Annotated in this window: 14 protein-coding genes; 8 read left to right on the forward strand and 6 right to left on the reverse strand. The window is 41.2% G+C overall.

What is annotated here, in order from left to right; translation table 11 throughout:
- The first annotated feature begins 65 nt into the window (after positions 1-65).
- Entirely contained in the window at positions 66-1,022 is a 957-nt protein-coding gene (locus KR50_RS01265) for an L-lactate dehydrogenase (RefSeq protein WP_041053833.1), read from the forward strand.
- A gap of 228 nt (positions 1,023-1,250) precedes the next feature.
- Here the strand turns inward: KR50_RS01265 and KR50_RS01270 are convergent, their stop codons facing one another.
- Together KR50_RS01270 and KR50_RS01275 are read right to left on the reverse strand one after the other, a co-directional pair.
- Positions 1,251-2,969, reverse strand: a complete 1,719-nt coding sequence (locus tag KR50_RS01270; protein WP_041053835.1) for an ABC transporter ATP-binding protein — start codon at positions 2,967-2,969, stop codon at positions 1,251-1,253.
- Between the two features lie 105 nt (positions 2,970-3,074).
- Complete coding sequence (locus tag KR50_RS01275; RefSeq protein WP_041053838.1) at positions 3,075-4,013, reverse strand: arsenic resistance protein; 939 nt, start codon at positions 4,011-4,013, stop codon at positions 3,075-3,077.
- A gap of 192 nt (positions 4,014-4,205) precedes the next feature.
- Between KR50_RS01275 and KR50_RS01280 the strand changes: the two genes are divergently transcribed.
- Positions 4,206-5,663: an alpha-amylase gene (locus tag KR50_RS01280; RefSeq protein ID WP_041053841.1), complete on the forward strand. Its 1,458-nt coding sequence runs from the start codon at positions 4,206-4,208 to the stop codon at positions 5,661-5,663.
- Between the two features lie 207 nt (positions 5,664-5,870).
- Here KR50_RS01280 and KR50_RS01285 read toward each other — a convergent pair whose 3' ends face one another.
- Positions 5,871-7,226: an aspartate kinase gene (locus KR50_RS01285; RefSeq protein ID WP_041053844.1), complete on the reverse strand. Its 1,356-nt coding sequence runs from the start codon at positions 7,224-7,226 to the stop codon at positions 5,871-5,873.
- 186 nt (positions 7,227-7,412) lie between these two features.
- On the opposite strand from KR50_RS01285, the gene KR50_RS01290 reads away from it, so the two are divergent.
- Positions 7,413-8,204: an NAD-dependent epimerase/dehydratase family protein gene (locus KR50_RS01290; RefSeq protein WP_052476650.1), complete on the forward strand. Its 792-nt coding sequence runs from the start codon at positions 7,413-7,415 to the stop codon at positions 8,202-8,204.
- Positions 8,205-8,263: 59 nt separating this feature from the next.
- On the opposite strand, the gene KR50_RS01295 is transcribed toward KR50_RS01290, so the two are convergent.
- Both KR50_RS01295 and KR50_RS01300 read right to left on the reverse strand, forming a co-directional pair.
- Positions 8,264-9,472 (reverse strand): hypothetical protein, encoded by a 1,209-nt coding sequence (locus tag KR50_RS01295; RefSeq protein ID WP_041053847.1) that lies wholly within the window; start codon positions 9,470-9,472, stop codon positions 8,264-8,266.
- A 39-nt stretch (positions 9,473-9,511) separates the two neighbouring features.
- Positions 9,512-9,742, reverse strand: coding sequence for an excisionase family DNA-binding protein (locus tag KR50_RS01300; RefSeq protein WP_041053850.1), 231 nt, complete (start codon positions 9,740-9,742; stop codon positions 9,512-9,514).
- Between the two features lie 496 nt (positions 9,743-10,238).
- On the opposite strand from KR50_RS01300, the gene KR50_RS01305 reads away from it, so the two are divergent.
- The 3 genes from KR50_RS01305 (at position 10,239) to KR50_RS01315 (ending at position 12,316) form a co-directional block, all read left to right on the forward strand.
- Complete coding sequence (locus KR50_RS01305; RefSeq protein ID WP_041053853.1) at positions 10,239-11,216, forward strand: zinc-binding dehydrogenase; 978 nt, start codon at positions 10,239-10,241, stop codon at positions 11,214-11,216.
- Between the two features lie 154 nt (positions 11,217-11,370).
- A complete protein-coding gene (locus tag KR50_RS01310; protein ID WP_041053855.1) occupies positions 11,371-11,655 on the forward strand; it encodes a hypothetical protein in 285 nt (94 codons plus the stop codon).
- A 4-nt stretch (positions 11,656-11,659) separates the two neighbouring features.
- Positions 11,660-12,316, forward strand: coding sequence for an HAD family hydrolase (locus tag KR50_RS01315; RefSeq protein WP_041053858.1), 657 nt, complete (start codon positions 11,660-11,662; stop codon positions 12,314-12,316).
- Positions 12,317-12,393: 77 nt separating this feature from the next.
- On the opposite strand, the gene KR50_RS01320 is transcribed toward KR50_RS01315, so the two are convergent.
- Entirely contained in the window at positions 12,394-13,593 is a 1,200-nt protein-coding gene (locus KR50_RS01320) for an NAD(P)/FAD-dependent oxidoreductase (RefSeq protein WP_041053860.1), read from the reverse strand.
- A gap of 465 nt (positions 13,594-14,058) precedes the next feature.
- Between KR50_RS01320 and KR50_RS01325 the strand changes: the two genes are divergently transcribed.
- Both KR50_RS01325 and KR50_RS01330 read left to right on the forward strand, forming a co-directional pair.
- Positions 14,059-15,690 (forward strand): sensor domain-containing diguanylate cyclase, encoded by a 1,632-nt coding sequence (locus tag KR50_RS01325; RefSeq protein WP_041053863.1) that lies wholly within the window; start codon positions 14,059-14,061, stop codon positions 15,688-15,690.
- A gap of 223 nt (positions 15,691-15,913) precedes the next feature.
- Positions 15,914-16,927, forward strand: coding sequence for an LLM class flavin-dependent oxidoreductase (locus KR50_RS01330; protein ID WP_041054453.1), 1,014 nt, complete (start codon positions 15,914-15,916; stop codon positions 16,925-16,927).
- Positions 16,928-16,942 lie beyond the last annotated feature (15 nt).

Raw genomic sequence — 16,942 nt, forward strand, 5'->3', positions numbered from 1 at the left:
AGACGAATTTTTCCACTCTTATAATGGTGTCAGCACGACCTTACAGTTGAAAGGATGAGTGACGAATGAGTAAACCTAAAGGAAACCGAATTGCTTTGATTGGAACTGGTTTTGTTGGATCAAGTTATGCTTTCGCTCTTTTAAATCAAGGGGTCGCAGATGAATTGGTTATGATTGACGTGAACGAGGAAAAAGCAAAAGGTGATGTACTGGATTTAAATCATGGAAAGGTTTTTGCTGCCAATCCTCTAGCGATTCGGTTCGGCACTTATGAAGATTGCCGTGACGCGGACATTGTTGTCATTTGCGCAGGGGCGAATCAGAAGCCTGGTGAAACCAGACTTCAGTTAGTTGAAAAAAACCTCAAAATTTTTCACTCAATTGTTACCCAGGTCGTCTCAAACGGATTTGACGGCATCTTTCTCGTCGCCACCAATCCGGTTGATGTGTTAACGTATGCAACTTGGAAATACAGCGGCTTCCCTAAAGAAAGAGTAATCGGGTCTGGAACGATCCTGGATACTGCCCGATTCCGCTTTTTACTTGGAGAATACTTTCAAGTCGCTCCTCAAAATGTTCATGGCTACATAATAGGTGAGCACGGGGATAGTGAGTTGCCGGTTTACAGCTCTGTTGATGTCGGCGGGGTTTCAGTTATGAAGATGATTGAACAAAATAATAAGTATTCGCAGCAGGATCTTGATGATATTTTTGTGAATGTGCGCGATGCTGCCTATCAGATTATAAACAGTAAAGGCGCTACATATTACGGAATTGCTATGGGTCTGGTTCGCATAACAAAAGCACTGCTTCATAATGAAAATAGCATTTTGACCGTTTCTGCCCTGCTTGAAGGAGAATATGGCGAGGATGATGTGTACATTGGTGTACCTGCTATATTAAACCGCAATGGCATACGGGAAGTGATCGAGCTTGATCTCAGTACGCATGAAAAAGAGTTATTCCACAAAAGTGCTAATACCTTAAAAGAGACGCTGGCCCCTCACTTTATGGAAAAATAGTAAATTTAGGAACAACAAAAAGCTGAGACAGATTTGTCTCAGCCTTTTTGTAACCGGTAAACCGCCCTTTAAATGGACGCTTTTAGAAGAAAAACAGTTGAGTCTTCCAGCGCTTCTCCACCCGGAAATTCAGCCTGCCGAAAACCTTGAAATTCCAATCATTAAACCTCTCATTTACGGCCTACCTGGAAGTTAAAAAACCTTGTAATGAGTTAGTCCTGCTCTCTTTTATCCCCGCTCATACTGAACACGGTGAAGGTTCGCGAATATTCCTTCCTGATCGAGCAGCTCCTCATGTGTACCATCTTCTGCAATTCCATCTTCTGTTACGACAACCACCCGGTCTGCTTTTCTGATCGTGGCCAAACGATGGGCAATAACAAGTGTTGTTCGCCCTTTAGACAACTCCGCAATGGCTTCTTGAATAATGGATTCTGTTTCCGTATCAAGCGCTGAAGTCGCTTCATCTAAAATGAGGATCGGCGGATTTTTGAGGAACATGCGTGCTAGCGCTATTCGCTGCTTTTGTCCCCCGGACAGTTTAAGTCCCCTCTCCCCTATTTGCGTATTGTAGCCAAGAGGGAGCGAATGAATGACAGATTCCAAATTGGCTCGCTTCGCCGCTTCTACTATTTCTTCATCTGTTGCTCCGAGCTTCCCGTACGCGATATTTTCTTTTAGCGTACCTGTAAATAAAAACACGTCCTGCTGAACAATTCCAATCTGACTGCGAAGCGATTCCTTTGTCATTTTACGAATATCCATGTGATCAATCATAATCGCCCCTTTTGTCACATCGTAAAAGCGTGGAATTAGAGAACAGATCGTTGTTTTCCCTGCTCCGGAAGGACCAACAAAGGCAACAGTCTCCCCCTGTTTCAGTGACAAAGAAATATTTTTCAGCACAGGCTTATAGTCATCATAGCTGAAAGAGACGTCCTGAAAGTCGATTTGCCCTTTGAGTTCCTTAATGTCCTTAGCATCCGGATGGTTGAGAATATCCGGCGATTGATCGAGCATATCAGTAAACCGCTTAAACCCAGCCATTCCTTTCGGATACATTTCAAGCAGCGCACTGATTTTATCAATCGGCTTAAACAACACATTAATGTAAAGAACAAAACCGACCAGTTCACCATATGTAATCTCACCGACATAGCTTAACCAGGCCCCATATACAAGAACAGCCAGGACAATTAACCGAGTCATGATGTAAATGCCGGATGAACTAAAGGACATGACCTTATACGCGCTTATTTTTGATTGGCGGTAGGTTTTATTATCTGTTTTAAATCGATTAATTTCATGCTTTTCATTTGTGAAGGACTGGACAACCCGAACACCTGAGACACTGTCCTCGACTCTGGCATTTACTTCTGCAATATCACCGTACATTTTCTTCCATGCTTTATTCATTTGTATATTACAATAAGTAATCAGCCAAATTAAAAATGGAACGACAATGATGGCTACGAATGCGAGCTTTACATTAATCGTCAGCATGATCCAAAAAGCACCGAAAAAGGTCATAAACGCAATAAATATATCCTCAGGGCCATGATGGGCAAGCTCACCAATATCAAATAAATCATTCGTAATCCTGCTCATCACATGACCGGTCTTAGTATTATCAAAGAAGCGGAAGGATTGCTTTTGAACATGTTCAAACAGCTCCTGGCGCATATCGGTTTCAATATTAATCCCAAGCTTATGTCCCCAATAATTCACTACGTATTGAAGCGATGTGCTCATCAAATAAAGAACCAGAAGCAAAAAACTCACCCAGGTGATGGCCTGCCAATTTCCCTCAGGCAGCAATTCATCGATAAACCAGGCGACAGCAAGTGGAAACCCCAGTTCTAAGAGACCCACCAGCACCGCACAGCTAAAATCAGCAGCAAAAAGCTTTTTATGTGGCTTATAATAGTGAAAAAAACGTTTTAGCATTGACCTAATCTCCTCTTAGCACCATCTTATGTATAAATGAATACAATCATTTTACAGGATAAATTCCTATTTTACACCTTCTTTTTTTAGGGAGACGAAATATCTTTACTGATCAAGCTTCAATATGAGATAGGCAGCAGCAGCTAAAGCTGGAAGTTCAATTAACGGCGCGGCAATCAAAGCAAGCGCAACGAGCGGCTCTTCCGGAAACGCAGCAATCGCGATCGCCAAACCAACGGGCGAATTTCTGGCAAGGGTCGTCATATGAAAGCTGGCTAAATCTCTTTTTGAAAAACCCAGCCACCTTCCCGCCACCCTCGCAATAACGAAAATAAGAAGAAAAAAGAGAAGGATTGCCGACAGCAGACGAATAAGCAGCCATGGATTTTCTGTAAGCAGGCTGCCATGAGCTGCGAAGATGGATAGTATAGCTATACACAACAGAAGGATCGGCGCATTTTGCACGGTTGCCAGCCACTTGTCCTTTTTATCGGAACGGTCCATCCATTTTCTGATGAGCCATGCAAAGAAAAAAGGAAGCAGCAGGATCGTTAAGGTACTTGTAATTAATGAAGAAAAATGAACTGCCCCTGTCATTCCTGTAAAAAGATAAAGGTACACTGGCAGCAGTAAAAGCTGAAGCAATAAGTTTACTGGCAGGATACTGGTAGAAAGAGCTGTATTCCCTTTCGCCATTTGAGTAAATATAATATACCAGTCTGTACAGGGCGTTACCATAAGCAAAATAAACCCAATCCAGACTGCGGGCTCGTCCGGGAGTAAAACCGAAGCAATTCCCCATGCCAAAAGTGGAGTGAAAATAAAGTTGATTCCCACACTCGACAAAATAAATGTACGGTGTGAAAACGCCTCTCCAATTTCCCTTAATGAAATTTGCAAAAAGGAAAAAAAGAGCATGGCTGCAAGAAGCGGCATGAGCATTTCTGCCATGCTATGTCGTAAAAGGGGAATTTCTCCTGCTCCCAGTCCCAGGACTATGGAAAGAAGAATCCAAATAGGATAAAGTTTTTCTATTTTACTCATACCTCTCTCCCCCTCCATTATTCATTAGTTTCACGTCTCTCTATTGTACACAGGTTTCAAAATTCCGGGTACGGGTAGATACAATTCATCTACACTATTCATTTCATTAACATATTTATACATCTTTCAATTTCTAAAGGACTACTTATTTTTATATTTACTTTTTCACTACACCTAGGAGGAATGAACAAAATGGAACGTAATCATACCATGTTACAATTTTTCGAATGGCATGTTGAATCAGATGGTGACCACTGGAAAAGGCTTCGTGATGCTGCAGCAGATTTAAAAGCAAACGGCATTGATGGTGTGTGGATTCCTCCAGTTACGAAGGGTCAATCAGTAGATGACCCCGGCTACAGTGTTTATGATCTATACGACCTAGGAGAATTCGACCAAAAAGACACAGTCCGAACAAAATATGGCACAAAAGATGAGCTGCATGAAGCGATCGCAGCCTGTCATGAGAACGGCATTTGTGTCTATGTTGATATTGTGATGAATCACAAAGCAGGAGCGGACGAAACAGAAACGTTTCAGGTCATCGAAGTAGATGCTGAAAACCGCTTGAAAGAGATATCAGAACCCTTTGACATCGAAGGCTGGACAAAATTCACCTTCCCGGGACGAGAAGACAAATATTCAGACTTTAAATGGAATTTCGATCATTTTAACGGCACAGACTGGGACGAAAAAGAAGGAAGAACAGGTTTCTTTCGTATTTTAGGAGAAAATAAGAGCTGGAACGATAATGTCGATGAGGAATTTGGAAATTATGATTATTTAATGTTCGCTAATATTGATTATCAGCATCCTGATGTCAGAGAAGAAATGATCAGTTGGGGAAAATGGCTGCCTGACACCTTATCATGTGACGGATTCCGATTAGATGCGATTAAGCATATCAGTCATGAGTTTATAGATGAATTTATCCGTGAGGTAAAAGACCATGTTGATGGAAACTTTTATATGGTCGGAGAATACTGGAATAATGATGTAGAAGCCTGCGGCAACTTTTTGGAAGAAACAAATTATCAGCTTGATCTATTTGATGTCATGCTGCACTACAACCTGCACGAAGCATCATTAAAAGGAAATGACTTTGATTTAACGACAATTTTTCATGGCACCCTGGTAGAAAAATACCCGCTAAATGCCGTTACTTTTGTTGATAATCATGATTCTCAGCCTGGAGAATCTCTTGAATCATGGATTGATGACTGGTTTAAACCGAGTGCCTATGCATTGGTGCTTCTACGAAAAGACGGCTACCCATGCATGTTTTACGGTGATTATTTTGGAATTGGCGGAGAAAATTCATTGGAGGGGAAAAAAGAAGCACTTGACCCTCTTGTGTATGTTCGTGCGCATAAGGCCTATGGTCAGCAGGATGATTACTTTGACCACCCGAATACCATCGGCTGGGTAAGACGCGGGGAAAAAGAATTCCCTCATTCAGGCTGCGCAGTTGTCATTACAAACGGAGAAGCCGGCAACAAGAAAATGTTTGTAGGCGAACAGCGTGCAGGAGAAGAGTGGGTAGACTACACCCGTTCGCATGTTGACCGCGTGAAAATTGATGAAGAAGGCTTCGGTGACTTCCCTGTTCAAGCAGGCAGCGTTGCCGTTTGGTCCTTTCCTGGATTCTAAGGAGCAACTACTTTTTAAAGCCCATTCAAAGAACTAATTTTCAACTATTCTATAAAATAGACATTGCTTCTGTAAGAAACACTTGGACGAAGCTCAGACAAAATTAAAAAGAATGTTTTCATGAACTTTATTCATGAAAACATTCTTTTTATATGCAGATTTATTACACTTATATGATTCTACCCGTTAAATGGTATCATTGCAGGGTCATTTCTCCGGGAAATACGCTCTGTACAGATGATTTACTGCATTTACAACAGAAGCACCGTCCACACCGAACATCATGCTGACTTCAGATGAGCCCTGGTTAATCATTTTAATATTCGACCCGGAATCTGCCAGAGCCTGGGCAGCCTTTGAAGCAACGCCTACCGCATGCTTCATGCCTTCCCCTACTACCATGATCATGGCAAGATTCCGCTCAATATTAATGTCATCAACATCAAGCTCTTTTTTTATTCGGTCGAGCACCCGCTCTTCTTTGCCATTTTCAAGCTGATGTGACCTTAAAATAACCGATAGATTATCAATTCCTGATGGAGTATGCTCATAGGAAATCCCTTCATCCTCTAAAATCGCAAGCAAACGTCTGCCGAATCCAAGCTCCCTGTTCATCAGATATTTTGTTATATTCACACTGCAAAAATCGGTGTCGCTGGCAATTCCGATGACAGGCTGCCCATTTAATTCTCTTTCTAAAACAATTCGGGTTCCGGCAGCTTCAGGACGATTCGTGTTTTTTACTCTTACCGGTATTCCCTTTTGGAATACCGGCTGAAGTGCTTCATCATGAAAAACAGAAAAACCGGAGTATGCCAGTTCCCGCATTTCTCGATAAGTGATTTCCTTCAGCTCACAAGGTTTGTCGACCATCTTTGGGCTTACACAATAAACAGAGTCCACATCGGTGAAATTTTCATATTCCTCTGCATCCATCCCGGCAGCGATAATCGAACCCGTAATATCAGACCCTCCTCTTGGGAACGTGACAATATTCCCCTGATAGGAATACCCAAAAAATCCGGGTATGACTAAGATCTCTTCTCTTGTGCGCAGCTGGGCTATCCGTTCATAGGCTTCAGGCAGGATTTGTGCATTGCCGGGCTCATCTGTCACGATCATACCCGCTTCCTTTGGTGACACATATGAGGCTTTGTGGCCAAGTGACTGAAGATAGGAGGTCATCAACCTCGCATTCATATCTTCTCCACTGGACTTTAACGCATCTAAAAGTCTGTCTTTATCCTCACCATATAGTGATATAAGTTCCCTTAAGTTCCCTTCAAGCTGTCCCTTTAAATGCTCATCCAGTCCTAACTCTTCTATGATTTCATTGTATCGTTCCAGCACTGCTTTAAATAACTTCTCATTATAACTTCCATTTTGTACGGTCTGAGCCAATTTTATAAGAAGATCCGTTGTTTTTTCGTCTCCATCAAACCGTTTGCCGGGAGCAGAAACGACGATGACTTTTCGTGCATGGTCTGACAGAATGATGCTGCCAGCCTTTTTATATTGCTCTGCACTCGCTACAGAACTGCCGCCAAACTTAACTACTTTCATAGAGACAAAACTCCTTTATTTTTGTCCACCCTTAAAATACATTTGTTCTTATTTGGTGGAATTTTATAGTTTAGTATACTAAATTGTCTGCTGGTTGTCAGCAAAATAAAAACATTTTAAGAAAAGATGGTTGCAACTAGAAAATACGGGTAAAGATTTTTATGAGAAAGAAAGGTGGAGATGAACATGGGTAAAGTATTGCTTACAGGAGCAGCAGGCGGTCTTGGCACAGTGCTGACAAAAGCGTTGAAGGATGAATTTGATTTGGTGCTGACCAATCGTTCTGAACCGGAAGAGCCAGTAGAAGGCGTTCCATTTATTAAAGCTGACTTAAATGATTACGAGGCAATTGAAGCCATTTTTAAAGAGCATGATATTGAAACAGTACTGCATTTTGGCGGGCTTCCGGTTGAAAATGAATTTGAAGCAATACTCGATGCTAATTTAAGAGGAACCTACCATGTATATGAAGCAGCAAGACTGCACGGGGTAAAACGGGTCGTATACGCAAGCAGCATCCACGCTGTAGGATTTTTAGATGCGCGCAATGCTCCATACGATATTCATACAGAAACCCGTCCTGACACCTTTTACGGGCTAAGCAAAGTTTATAACGAAGATATGGGTAAGCTGTATCACGATAAATTCGGTTTAGAAGTTGTAAATCTCCGCATTTGCGGCTGTGTAGAAGAACCGGATTCAAAAGAGCATCTGATGATTTGGCTCAGCTATAATGATTTAATTCAGCTTGTGAAAAAATCTATTACAGCTGAAATCAACAACGTCGTCACGATCTACGGCATCTCAGCCAATACCAGAAGCTTCTTCCATGTTGATCCTGAAAATCCGCTTGGTTATAAGCCGCAGGACAACGCCGAGGACTACGTTCATAAGCTGCCTGCGTCATTTGGACATGAAGATGATCGAAAATTTGTCGGCGGACATCATTTTGTAAGAGAAGACGCAGTAGATAATTAAACAGCAAGATCAACAAAATTGAAACCTGCAGCTCCAATCGGGATGCAGGTTTTTTCTTTTTACCCCACTGTTAAATGAAGGGAACGCCCATCTTCTTTATAAGATCCGGGTATGGACCCGATCCCCTCAATGCTGATAAACCCATTCATTAAAACCGGCTTTTGCGTCAAATTTAACTGCAGACGATTAAAATGCAGAATATTATCGCTGTAATAAATGAGTGCTGGCTGGTTAATTAAATAATCCTTCTGGTTTATCTGGAGCTTAACAAAATAACGATGAAGAAGTTTGTTGCCAACGTTCACCATATTAATGGGATCAAAAAAAGTTGCCCTCATATCGCCCTCGATTGTAAGCTTATAACCGCTTGAGTTCGAAAATTCCTGGATTTTTTTGTTTTTTTGCTGATAAACATACTCATAGGCCTGACAAGCCTCCTCAGAAGCTCTTCGTTCTTTTGCATTCACTTGCAGCGGGGAATCAATATAAAGTGAAAAAAATTCATACAGCGTCAAATCTGAATCTACAAAGATGTCTTTCCACTTTTCATCTAGTTGGTCCATAAGCAAACAGATAAAAAGACCTGAAATGCAGCAGCTTTTTCTTAAATGGAGATTTGTTTTCTGCGGATCCAATAACATCTGCCGATAAAACTGCAGGCACTTTTCAGCAGATGTATCATCCATATGATTCGCTGCCTGAAATTTGACGTAATATGCAGGTCCCTCTACAGATTCCATTAAGTACTCGTACTCGATGTCCTGTTTTAAAATTGCTTCTCTCCTCGTTCGAAAAAATCGGAATGCTTGTAGACACTGCATTTTTTTCACAGGGTTCTTTTCCTTATATGCCTCGTTTAAAAGCTTTCTTTCCTTCATTCGAAGATCGATATTTTCAACCAGGAGCGGGTAACATACTCCCGTCAGTTCATCGGGGAACCATTTTTCATCGATAATCGTCTGATAGCCGTGAAAAATCTCATGAACCAAAACTTGATATAAATCATTCACAAATGTGTTCTGGTCCCATCGTACAATCGCAGTTGGATAATCCTTATATAAAATCAGGGTGTCCCCCACAAACTGCTCCTCCCAATCAAAAACAACCGCTTGGCCATCAAGGTTTTGAAAGGCAGGATGATTAAATAAGTATACTTTTTCTTGATTATAAATACAGTATGCGACGGGTTTAAAACCGGGCCAAAGTCTTGACCAATTTGTTTCTATTACTTTTTTTCTGATTTCAGCACAAACTTGTTCCATTTCCATTTGAATCACTCACCGCCTTTCGTTTGAAATTTAATTTTATTAATCTTCGTCTTTTACATCTACGCTGTCTGGAATTGGTTCATTGCGCCATTCCTCAAAAATCTTTTTCGCTTTTTCAAGCTGGTTCAAATGATGATTAAATTGATCTTTATTTACCAGATATTGTGTGCCATCGTGAACTGCTCGTATTTTATTTTCATGAATTAATCTCGTAATAACGGCTTCGGATAACGAAAGATAATCAGAAGCTTCTTTTATTATGATATACACGGAACAAACACCCTTCTTTAGTCCTGTTTATCTTAAGTAGATTACATGGGTAATTATACACGTAATCGAAAAAATAAACACGGATGAACTTTTTACCCAATTTAGAAATCTTACTACTATTTCACCATTTTCCCAAGAACATTTCATTTTTTAGTCATTCTGACCGCAAAACGAGAGAACGTCCTCCCCGAATGATCGTAAGCAATCATTTAATATTAAAGAAGACAATCATAAAACCAGCCTTGAGGCGCTTTATCTTTCTACCTAGCCTCCATTATTCTTATTGTTTACCAGGAGAGGAAAAGGGTAAAAACTGAACAAGCCTTCAAATTTTGCAGGCTGCTTTAGACTCTCGTATCTTTCATACCTGTAAATGCCAGAATCAACAAGAGAGTATTTTCCCAATCTATACTCACTCTTGTCAAAATTTCATTCTACCTGCTCTAATGTAAAATTGAATGATGAGCAGTCATATAGGGAAAGAGGAGGAACAAAAATGAAAGCATTATTGTTAAATGATAAAGGACAGTGGAAAAACATGAAGGTCGAAGAAATTGAAAAACCTTCTCCTGCCAGCGATGAAATTGTTGTTCAGGTAAAGGCTGCCAGCTTAAATCCGGTTGATTATAAAACAGGTGAAAACGGATTTCCCGGCTGGTCCTATCCACACATTCTGGGTCTTGACGTAGCTGGTATAGTCGATGAAGTAGGCTCAGAAGTAACGACTATAAAAAAAGGGGACCGTGTCGTTTATTTGAGCGATATGGCGGCAAAGGGCGGTTTTGCTGAGTATGCTGTCAGTAAAGCGCACACGGTATCAAAGCTGCATGATTCAGTTTCATTTGAAGATGCTGCTGCTCTTCCAGTTGCAGCCTATACGGCTTACCAGGCACTTTTCTTTAAACTGCACGCTCAAAAAGGCAAGACCATTTTAATTCATGCAGGCGCAGGCGGTGTAGGCGGATTTGCTATTCAGCTTGCAAAATATGCGGGATTAACGGTGATTACAACAGCATCCCAAAAAAAGCATAGCTATGTAAAAGATCTCGGTGCTGACTATGCCATTGATTATAAAACGGAAGACTTTGTTGAAAGAACAAAAGAAATCACAAACGGTCTAGGTGTAGATTATGTGCTTGATACAGTAGGCAGAGAAAACGCAACAAAGTCTCTTGAAACACTTGCTTTCAATGGACAGATCGCATTTATTGCCGGACAGCCGGAAATGAATGAATCCATTTCTCCTGCCCGCCCTATTTCTTTTCATCATGTTTTTCTTGGAACAGTCTATCAATCAGGAAATAAAAATGAAGAAAAAACCTTAAAGCAAATCGGGGACCATCTGGTAGAGCTTTTGGCGGAAGAAAAAATTTACTCAACTGTCGAAAAGGTCATTACGCTTGAAGAAGTTCCAGCAGGACTGCAAGAGCTTGAATCACGAAGCTTTACAGGTAAAATGGTTGCGAAAATCTAGTATGACAAACCTGCTCTATCTTAGAGCAGGTTTTTTGGGCATCATGCTTTTCCACCGCTGGCTACATTTCGACAATTTATTTCCCGGGTGATAATTCAGTAATAAGCGGGTCGTTCATGTTATTCATTTACTTATAAAGAAATGAGGGCTGGAATTGAACAAGCAATCTGTCATAATATTGGCTTTAATGGCTTTCCTCGGAAGCATTGCTGGACTATTTTATCATCAAATGTTTAACCTCCTGGATTCCGAAATGCACATCCTGATCTCTATTATTTTATTTATTGGAGGACTCATGCTGCTTAATCTCCTAATCAATAAAATTATGCCTCTTGAGGATTATCCAATCACTCATCCGATTAGGATTGTTGGCTATTTATTGTTTATCCTGTTCTTACTTTCAACGGTCACTGCCTTATCAAGTTTAGGAGGGGGATAAAAGAATGGAAGCCATCCTGTTTGACCTGGACGGTACTCTCCTTGACCGCAAATCCAGCGTTCAAGTATTTTTGGATAAACAATATGACCGCCTTTACCCCTGGCTTAAAAGCATGGAAAAAGAAGCGTATATCAGTCGATTTACTGAACTTGAACGCAACGGCTATGTCTGGAAGGACAAAGTATACCAGCAGTTAATCGAGGAGAATGAATTTTCACGCTGTTCAAGCGAGATGCTGCTAGATGATTATATTGAGCATTTTCAAGAAAGCTGTATTCCGTTTGAGGGTTTGCATACCCTTCTTTATGCCCTTCGTTCTAAAGGCTATAAGCTTGCTTTAATCACCAACGGACGGGAAAAAATGCAGATGCGGTCGATCCAGGGGCTTGGAATTGAACTCTTTTTTGATCAGATTCTGATTTCAGCAAAAGAAGGGTGTGCGAAGCCTGATGCAGAAATATTCCATAGAGCGTTGAACCGGCTGAATGTGTTACCCCAAAATGCGGTATACGTTGGAGATCATATAGATAATGATATTAAAGCCGCCAAACGGGCAGGCCTAAAGACCATCTGGAAAAAGCAGCCTCCCATAGATGATTCTCACGCTGATGCAGAAATTGACCAGTTATCGGAGCTAATTGACCTCATTGAAAGCTGGTGAATAACAGGTCAACAGAATAAAGGATTTTAAGATCAAATAGAAAAAGTGCGCTGAAAAATCCAGCGCACTTTTTCATATCAACGATCCAGTTTTACAATGTCAGCCCCTTCAGAGGGTTTGCCATGAATTAATTCACACAGCATCTTTGCTCCGAGCTTGCTGTAAACCGTTCCGTTGCCTCCGTATCCAAGACAGAAATAAATATTATCTTTTTCAGAATGTTCACCGATATAAGGCAGACCGTCCTTCGATTCGCCGAAACTTGCTGCCCATGCATGAGAAACATCAATGTCTAAATCAGGAAAATGTTCCTTGATTCTCTTGAGTAACTTCGCCGCACGATCTTGAATAACATCTTCATCCAACGTACCTGTCAGTTCTTCCTGATCAAGACCGCCTGCAATAATCCGGTTATCTGCGGTTGTTCTCATATAAAAATAAGGCCGTTTTGTTTCCCAGATCAGTGCTTGATAGGACCACCTTTCAAGGCTTTCGACCGGTGTTGTTGCGATAGCAAACGTGCGATTAAGCTCAGCTCCAAGTGATTTCGCAAACGAAATGGTTTCATATCCGGTTGAATAAATGACATGCATCGCCTTAATTCTTCCATCCGGCGATGCAAAACACCAGTATTCCCCTTCTTTCCCTTCTTCTGTAAGATGTGTATTTTCGAATACATCCACGTCCCGTCCATTTGCGGTGTTAATAAGAGCCTTCACAAGCTTTAAAGGATTTACCTCAGCATCTCCATGAGTCATAAGAGCAGCAGGTTTCTCAAATCCAAATCGCTCTTTTATAAGCTCTTTATCATAGAACTCTACTTCAAATCCATGTTTATTCAGCATTTCATATTCTTTTTGCAGTTTTGAAACGTCACTTTCGTCACTTGCATAATACAAACTCGGTCTTCTAATGAAATCCACAGGAGGTGTTAAGGGTCCTGATACCTGCTGTAGTTCATCTACAGCTTCTAAGCATAATTTATAAAAATGGACAGCTTGATCTTCACCGATTTCTTCTGCCATCTCATGAAGCATTTTATCATTAGAATATTGAAGCAGGCCCGTGTTTGCGGAAGAACTTCCTGAACCGATTCTCCCCTTCTCTGCAAGGACTGTCTTAAAAGGCGTGTGAGACAGCTCTTCGGCACAAAGCGCACCAGCCATCCCTCCACCTATGATCAGCACATCACATGTAACCTCTGTATTTAGGGGCGGATAGTCAATTTGTTTTTCCACGGTCTCAGGCCAAAACAGCTCTCCGTTATGTAATTTCATACTATTTTCCTCCTTACACGACTCTTCTTCCTTCTGAGACCCGATTCACCATTTACCCGGGTGCAGCATTGCCTATAAGTTGATTTCGTCATGAATATATTTTTTATAGTTTTATTTACCCGACTATCTTCAATTATAATCTTCCTAATAAGAAACATACTTAGATGAACCTGCATAAAAATAAATTGCTACTTTTATTCGTTCCAGCTTATCATTTACCCCCGGGATGTTAGGGAACACCTCTTGATAAATATGACATCTTTAAAGGCTGACCCTCAACACTTTTTCCAAAACAGATGCTCCCTGCTCCTCTATCAAAGTACCTTGCGTTCAATAAACAATTAATTTGATTAGAGACATTTCAAAATTATTCATACTTTTGGCATGTTTTTTAAGAATTCCACCCCTCTTATTCAGGACTTTTGGTATAATAAACGAAATAGATAAGAATGAAGGAGTAATTTTGTGTCTTTAACATTACGCGTTTACTGGGGAATGGTCTTTGCCGTTTTTCTTTTATTATTCGCTTTATTTTCAAGTTTTATTGTTTCCCAAATTGCAACAGATTATCTAAAGAAAGAAAAAGGCGAATCATTATCAAATATTGCGTTTCAAATGACGGACAAACTGGATCAATACATGTGGTCAAGATATAGTGAAGTATCTATTTTAAGCAGTCTTGAAGCTTTTCAGGCCGATGCTTCAAACGAAGAGAAAAGACAGCTGCTTAATAACGTGCAGCAGCAGATTCCATCTTTTTCATGGATGGGTGTTTCGGATAACAATGGAGTGATTACAGCATCCACAAACGGCCTACTGGAAGGTCAGGATATTTCAAAAAGGCCCGTATTTTATGAAGCACGTGAGCATGCTTTTGTCGGAGATGTCCATGAAGCACTTCTTTTAGCCGAGCTCCTCCCAAATCCTGCAGGACGAAAACTGGAATTTGTCGATATCAGCATGCCTCTGCATAATGAAAATGGTGACTTTGAAGGCGTGTTAGCCACTCACCTAAGCTGGGAATGGGCTGAGGAAGTTCAGTCGTCGATTATTGACCCTCTAACAAGCAACGAGGACGATGTGGAGGTATTTGTGATTAGTTCAGAGGATAACCGTGTTGTATTAGGTCCCGACTCGTTTGTTGGCCGCCCTCTGCCGCTTAATAGCATTACAAAAGCAAAACAATACGGTACCGGCTGGATGGTTGAAGAGTGGCAAACTGATCAATCCTATCTTACAGGTTATTCCGAGGCTGCAGGTTATCGGGACTATCCAGGTATTCAATGGACTGTCCTTGTTCGTGAGCCTGAAGAAACCGCTTTTGAGACTGCCCAGAGCTTAAGTTTCGTGATCTTGATCAGTGGAATCCTGAGTGCTGCTATATTCGCTTTGATTGGCTGGATTATTGCGGGGAAGATTGCGAAACCGCTTAATGAAATTTCAAACCAAGCCCAGCTTTTTTCAACAGGCAGAGATATGCATTTCCCTGCCTACACAGGCATTAAAGAAATTGAAGAGTTGTCTTCTTCTTTACAACTGATGATCAAAACAATGAGTACAACTGAATCCAATCTGTTAAAGATGGAAGGTATGGCTTACCGCGATTCTTTAACGGGGCTTCCAAATAGAATTTTACTGGAGCTGTCGGCCTCCCAAATGATCGGAGAAGCACAGTTGGACGGAGACAAACTTGCATTCTTTTACATGGATTTAGACGGATTTAAACAAGTGAATGATACACTGGGACACCATGCAGGAGACCGCACGCTTCAGTATGTGGCAGATATTATAAGAAGACAGGTTCCTGATTCTGCCTTTGTTTCCCGCGTTGGAGGAGATGAATTTATTATCCTTCTTCCTTACAGTGAAAAAGGAGACAAGGTGGCTTTGAATCTGGCTCATCAGATCATACAGGAAATTAGTAAACCAATCCCACTAGACGGATCTTCAGCCCAAATTGGCTGCAGTATTGGAATCTCACTTTTCCCTCAGGATGAAAGTGATTTTCACACGCTGATCTCTTACGCTGATCAGGCCCTTTATGCTTCAAAAAATAAAGGGAAAGGCCAAGTAACCTTTTATCAAACTCTCCTATAACGAGATTTAAAGCCCGTTTGCTGATAATCGGCTGGCGGGGTTTTTTGCTTGTTTAAAAAACTGTAAAAAGATTAAGAAGAGACTGAATCGTTAAACGTAAGACTCCTTTAAGCATTTTAATGTTCCAATTAGCCTAAACTTGCTACACTAGTGAAAGATTCAAACGAAATGGATTATGTTTACAAATCCTGTTGGATCAATTTTAGCGAAAGCAGATGGTTTTATGAAAAATAAACTAAGTGATATTCCATATTCCGTACTGGATTTGTCACCAATCGTAGCAGGCGCCACAGCAGCTGATGCCTTTAAAAACACACTTTCTCTTGCTCAGCACACTGAAAAGCTGGGTTTTAACCGCTTCTGGCTTGCTGAGCATCACAATATGCCCTTTATCGCAAGCTCTTCCACCGCCCTTTTAATCGGGCATGTGGCGGCAGGAACGAGTACGATCCGGGTTGGATCCGGCGGAATTATGCTTCCAAATCACGCGCCACTAATTATTGCTGAGCAGTTTGGTACACTTGAGTCCCTTTACCCTGGAAGGATAGATCTTGGACTTGGACGTGCGCCTGGGACAGATCAGCGTACAGCCCATGCCCTAAGAAGAAACCGGAATAATGGACAGGAGTTTCCTGAACTTCTTGAGGAACTTCTCTCATACTTTAATCCTGACCTTCTTGATCATAAGCCTGTAGTTCGTGCAATTCCCGGTGAAGGGCTCTCTGTTCCTGTCTGGCTGCTTGGTTCTAGTGGTTTTAGTGCACAGCTCGCAGGTCAACTGGGTCTTCCTTTTTCTTTTGCGAGTCATTTCTCACCAGACAATACATTACCGGCACTCGACTTATACAGACGGAACTTCAAACCTTCCGACACATTGGAAAAACCGCATGCGATGGTTGGAGTCAATGTCATAGCAGCCGAAACCGATGAAAAGGCACAGTATCTCGCCACCACTCTCCAACAGGCATTCTTAAATTTAATACGCAGTACAGAATCACCGCTGCCGCCGCCTGTCGAAAATATGGATGAGATCTGGTCGCCATACGAAAAAGCTGCACTTGAGCAGCAGCTTGGCTCTTCTATCATTGGCAGCAAGGAAACAGTAAAAGCAAAGTTACAGAAATTTTTAGATGATACGAATGCCGATGAAATGATGATCGTCTCACAAATTTATGATCACCAAGACCGTCTGCGTTCCTATGAAATTGTTGCAGAAATCATTGAGGAAAGTAAATAAGTACAAAAAGGGTGC

This window comes from Jeotgalibacillus campisalis (genome assembly GCF_000829515.1).
GTDB classification, from domain to species: domain Bacteria; phylum Bacillota; class Bacilli; order Bacillales; family Jeotgalibacillaceae; genus Jeotgalibacillus; species Jeotgalibacillus campisalis.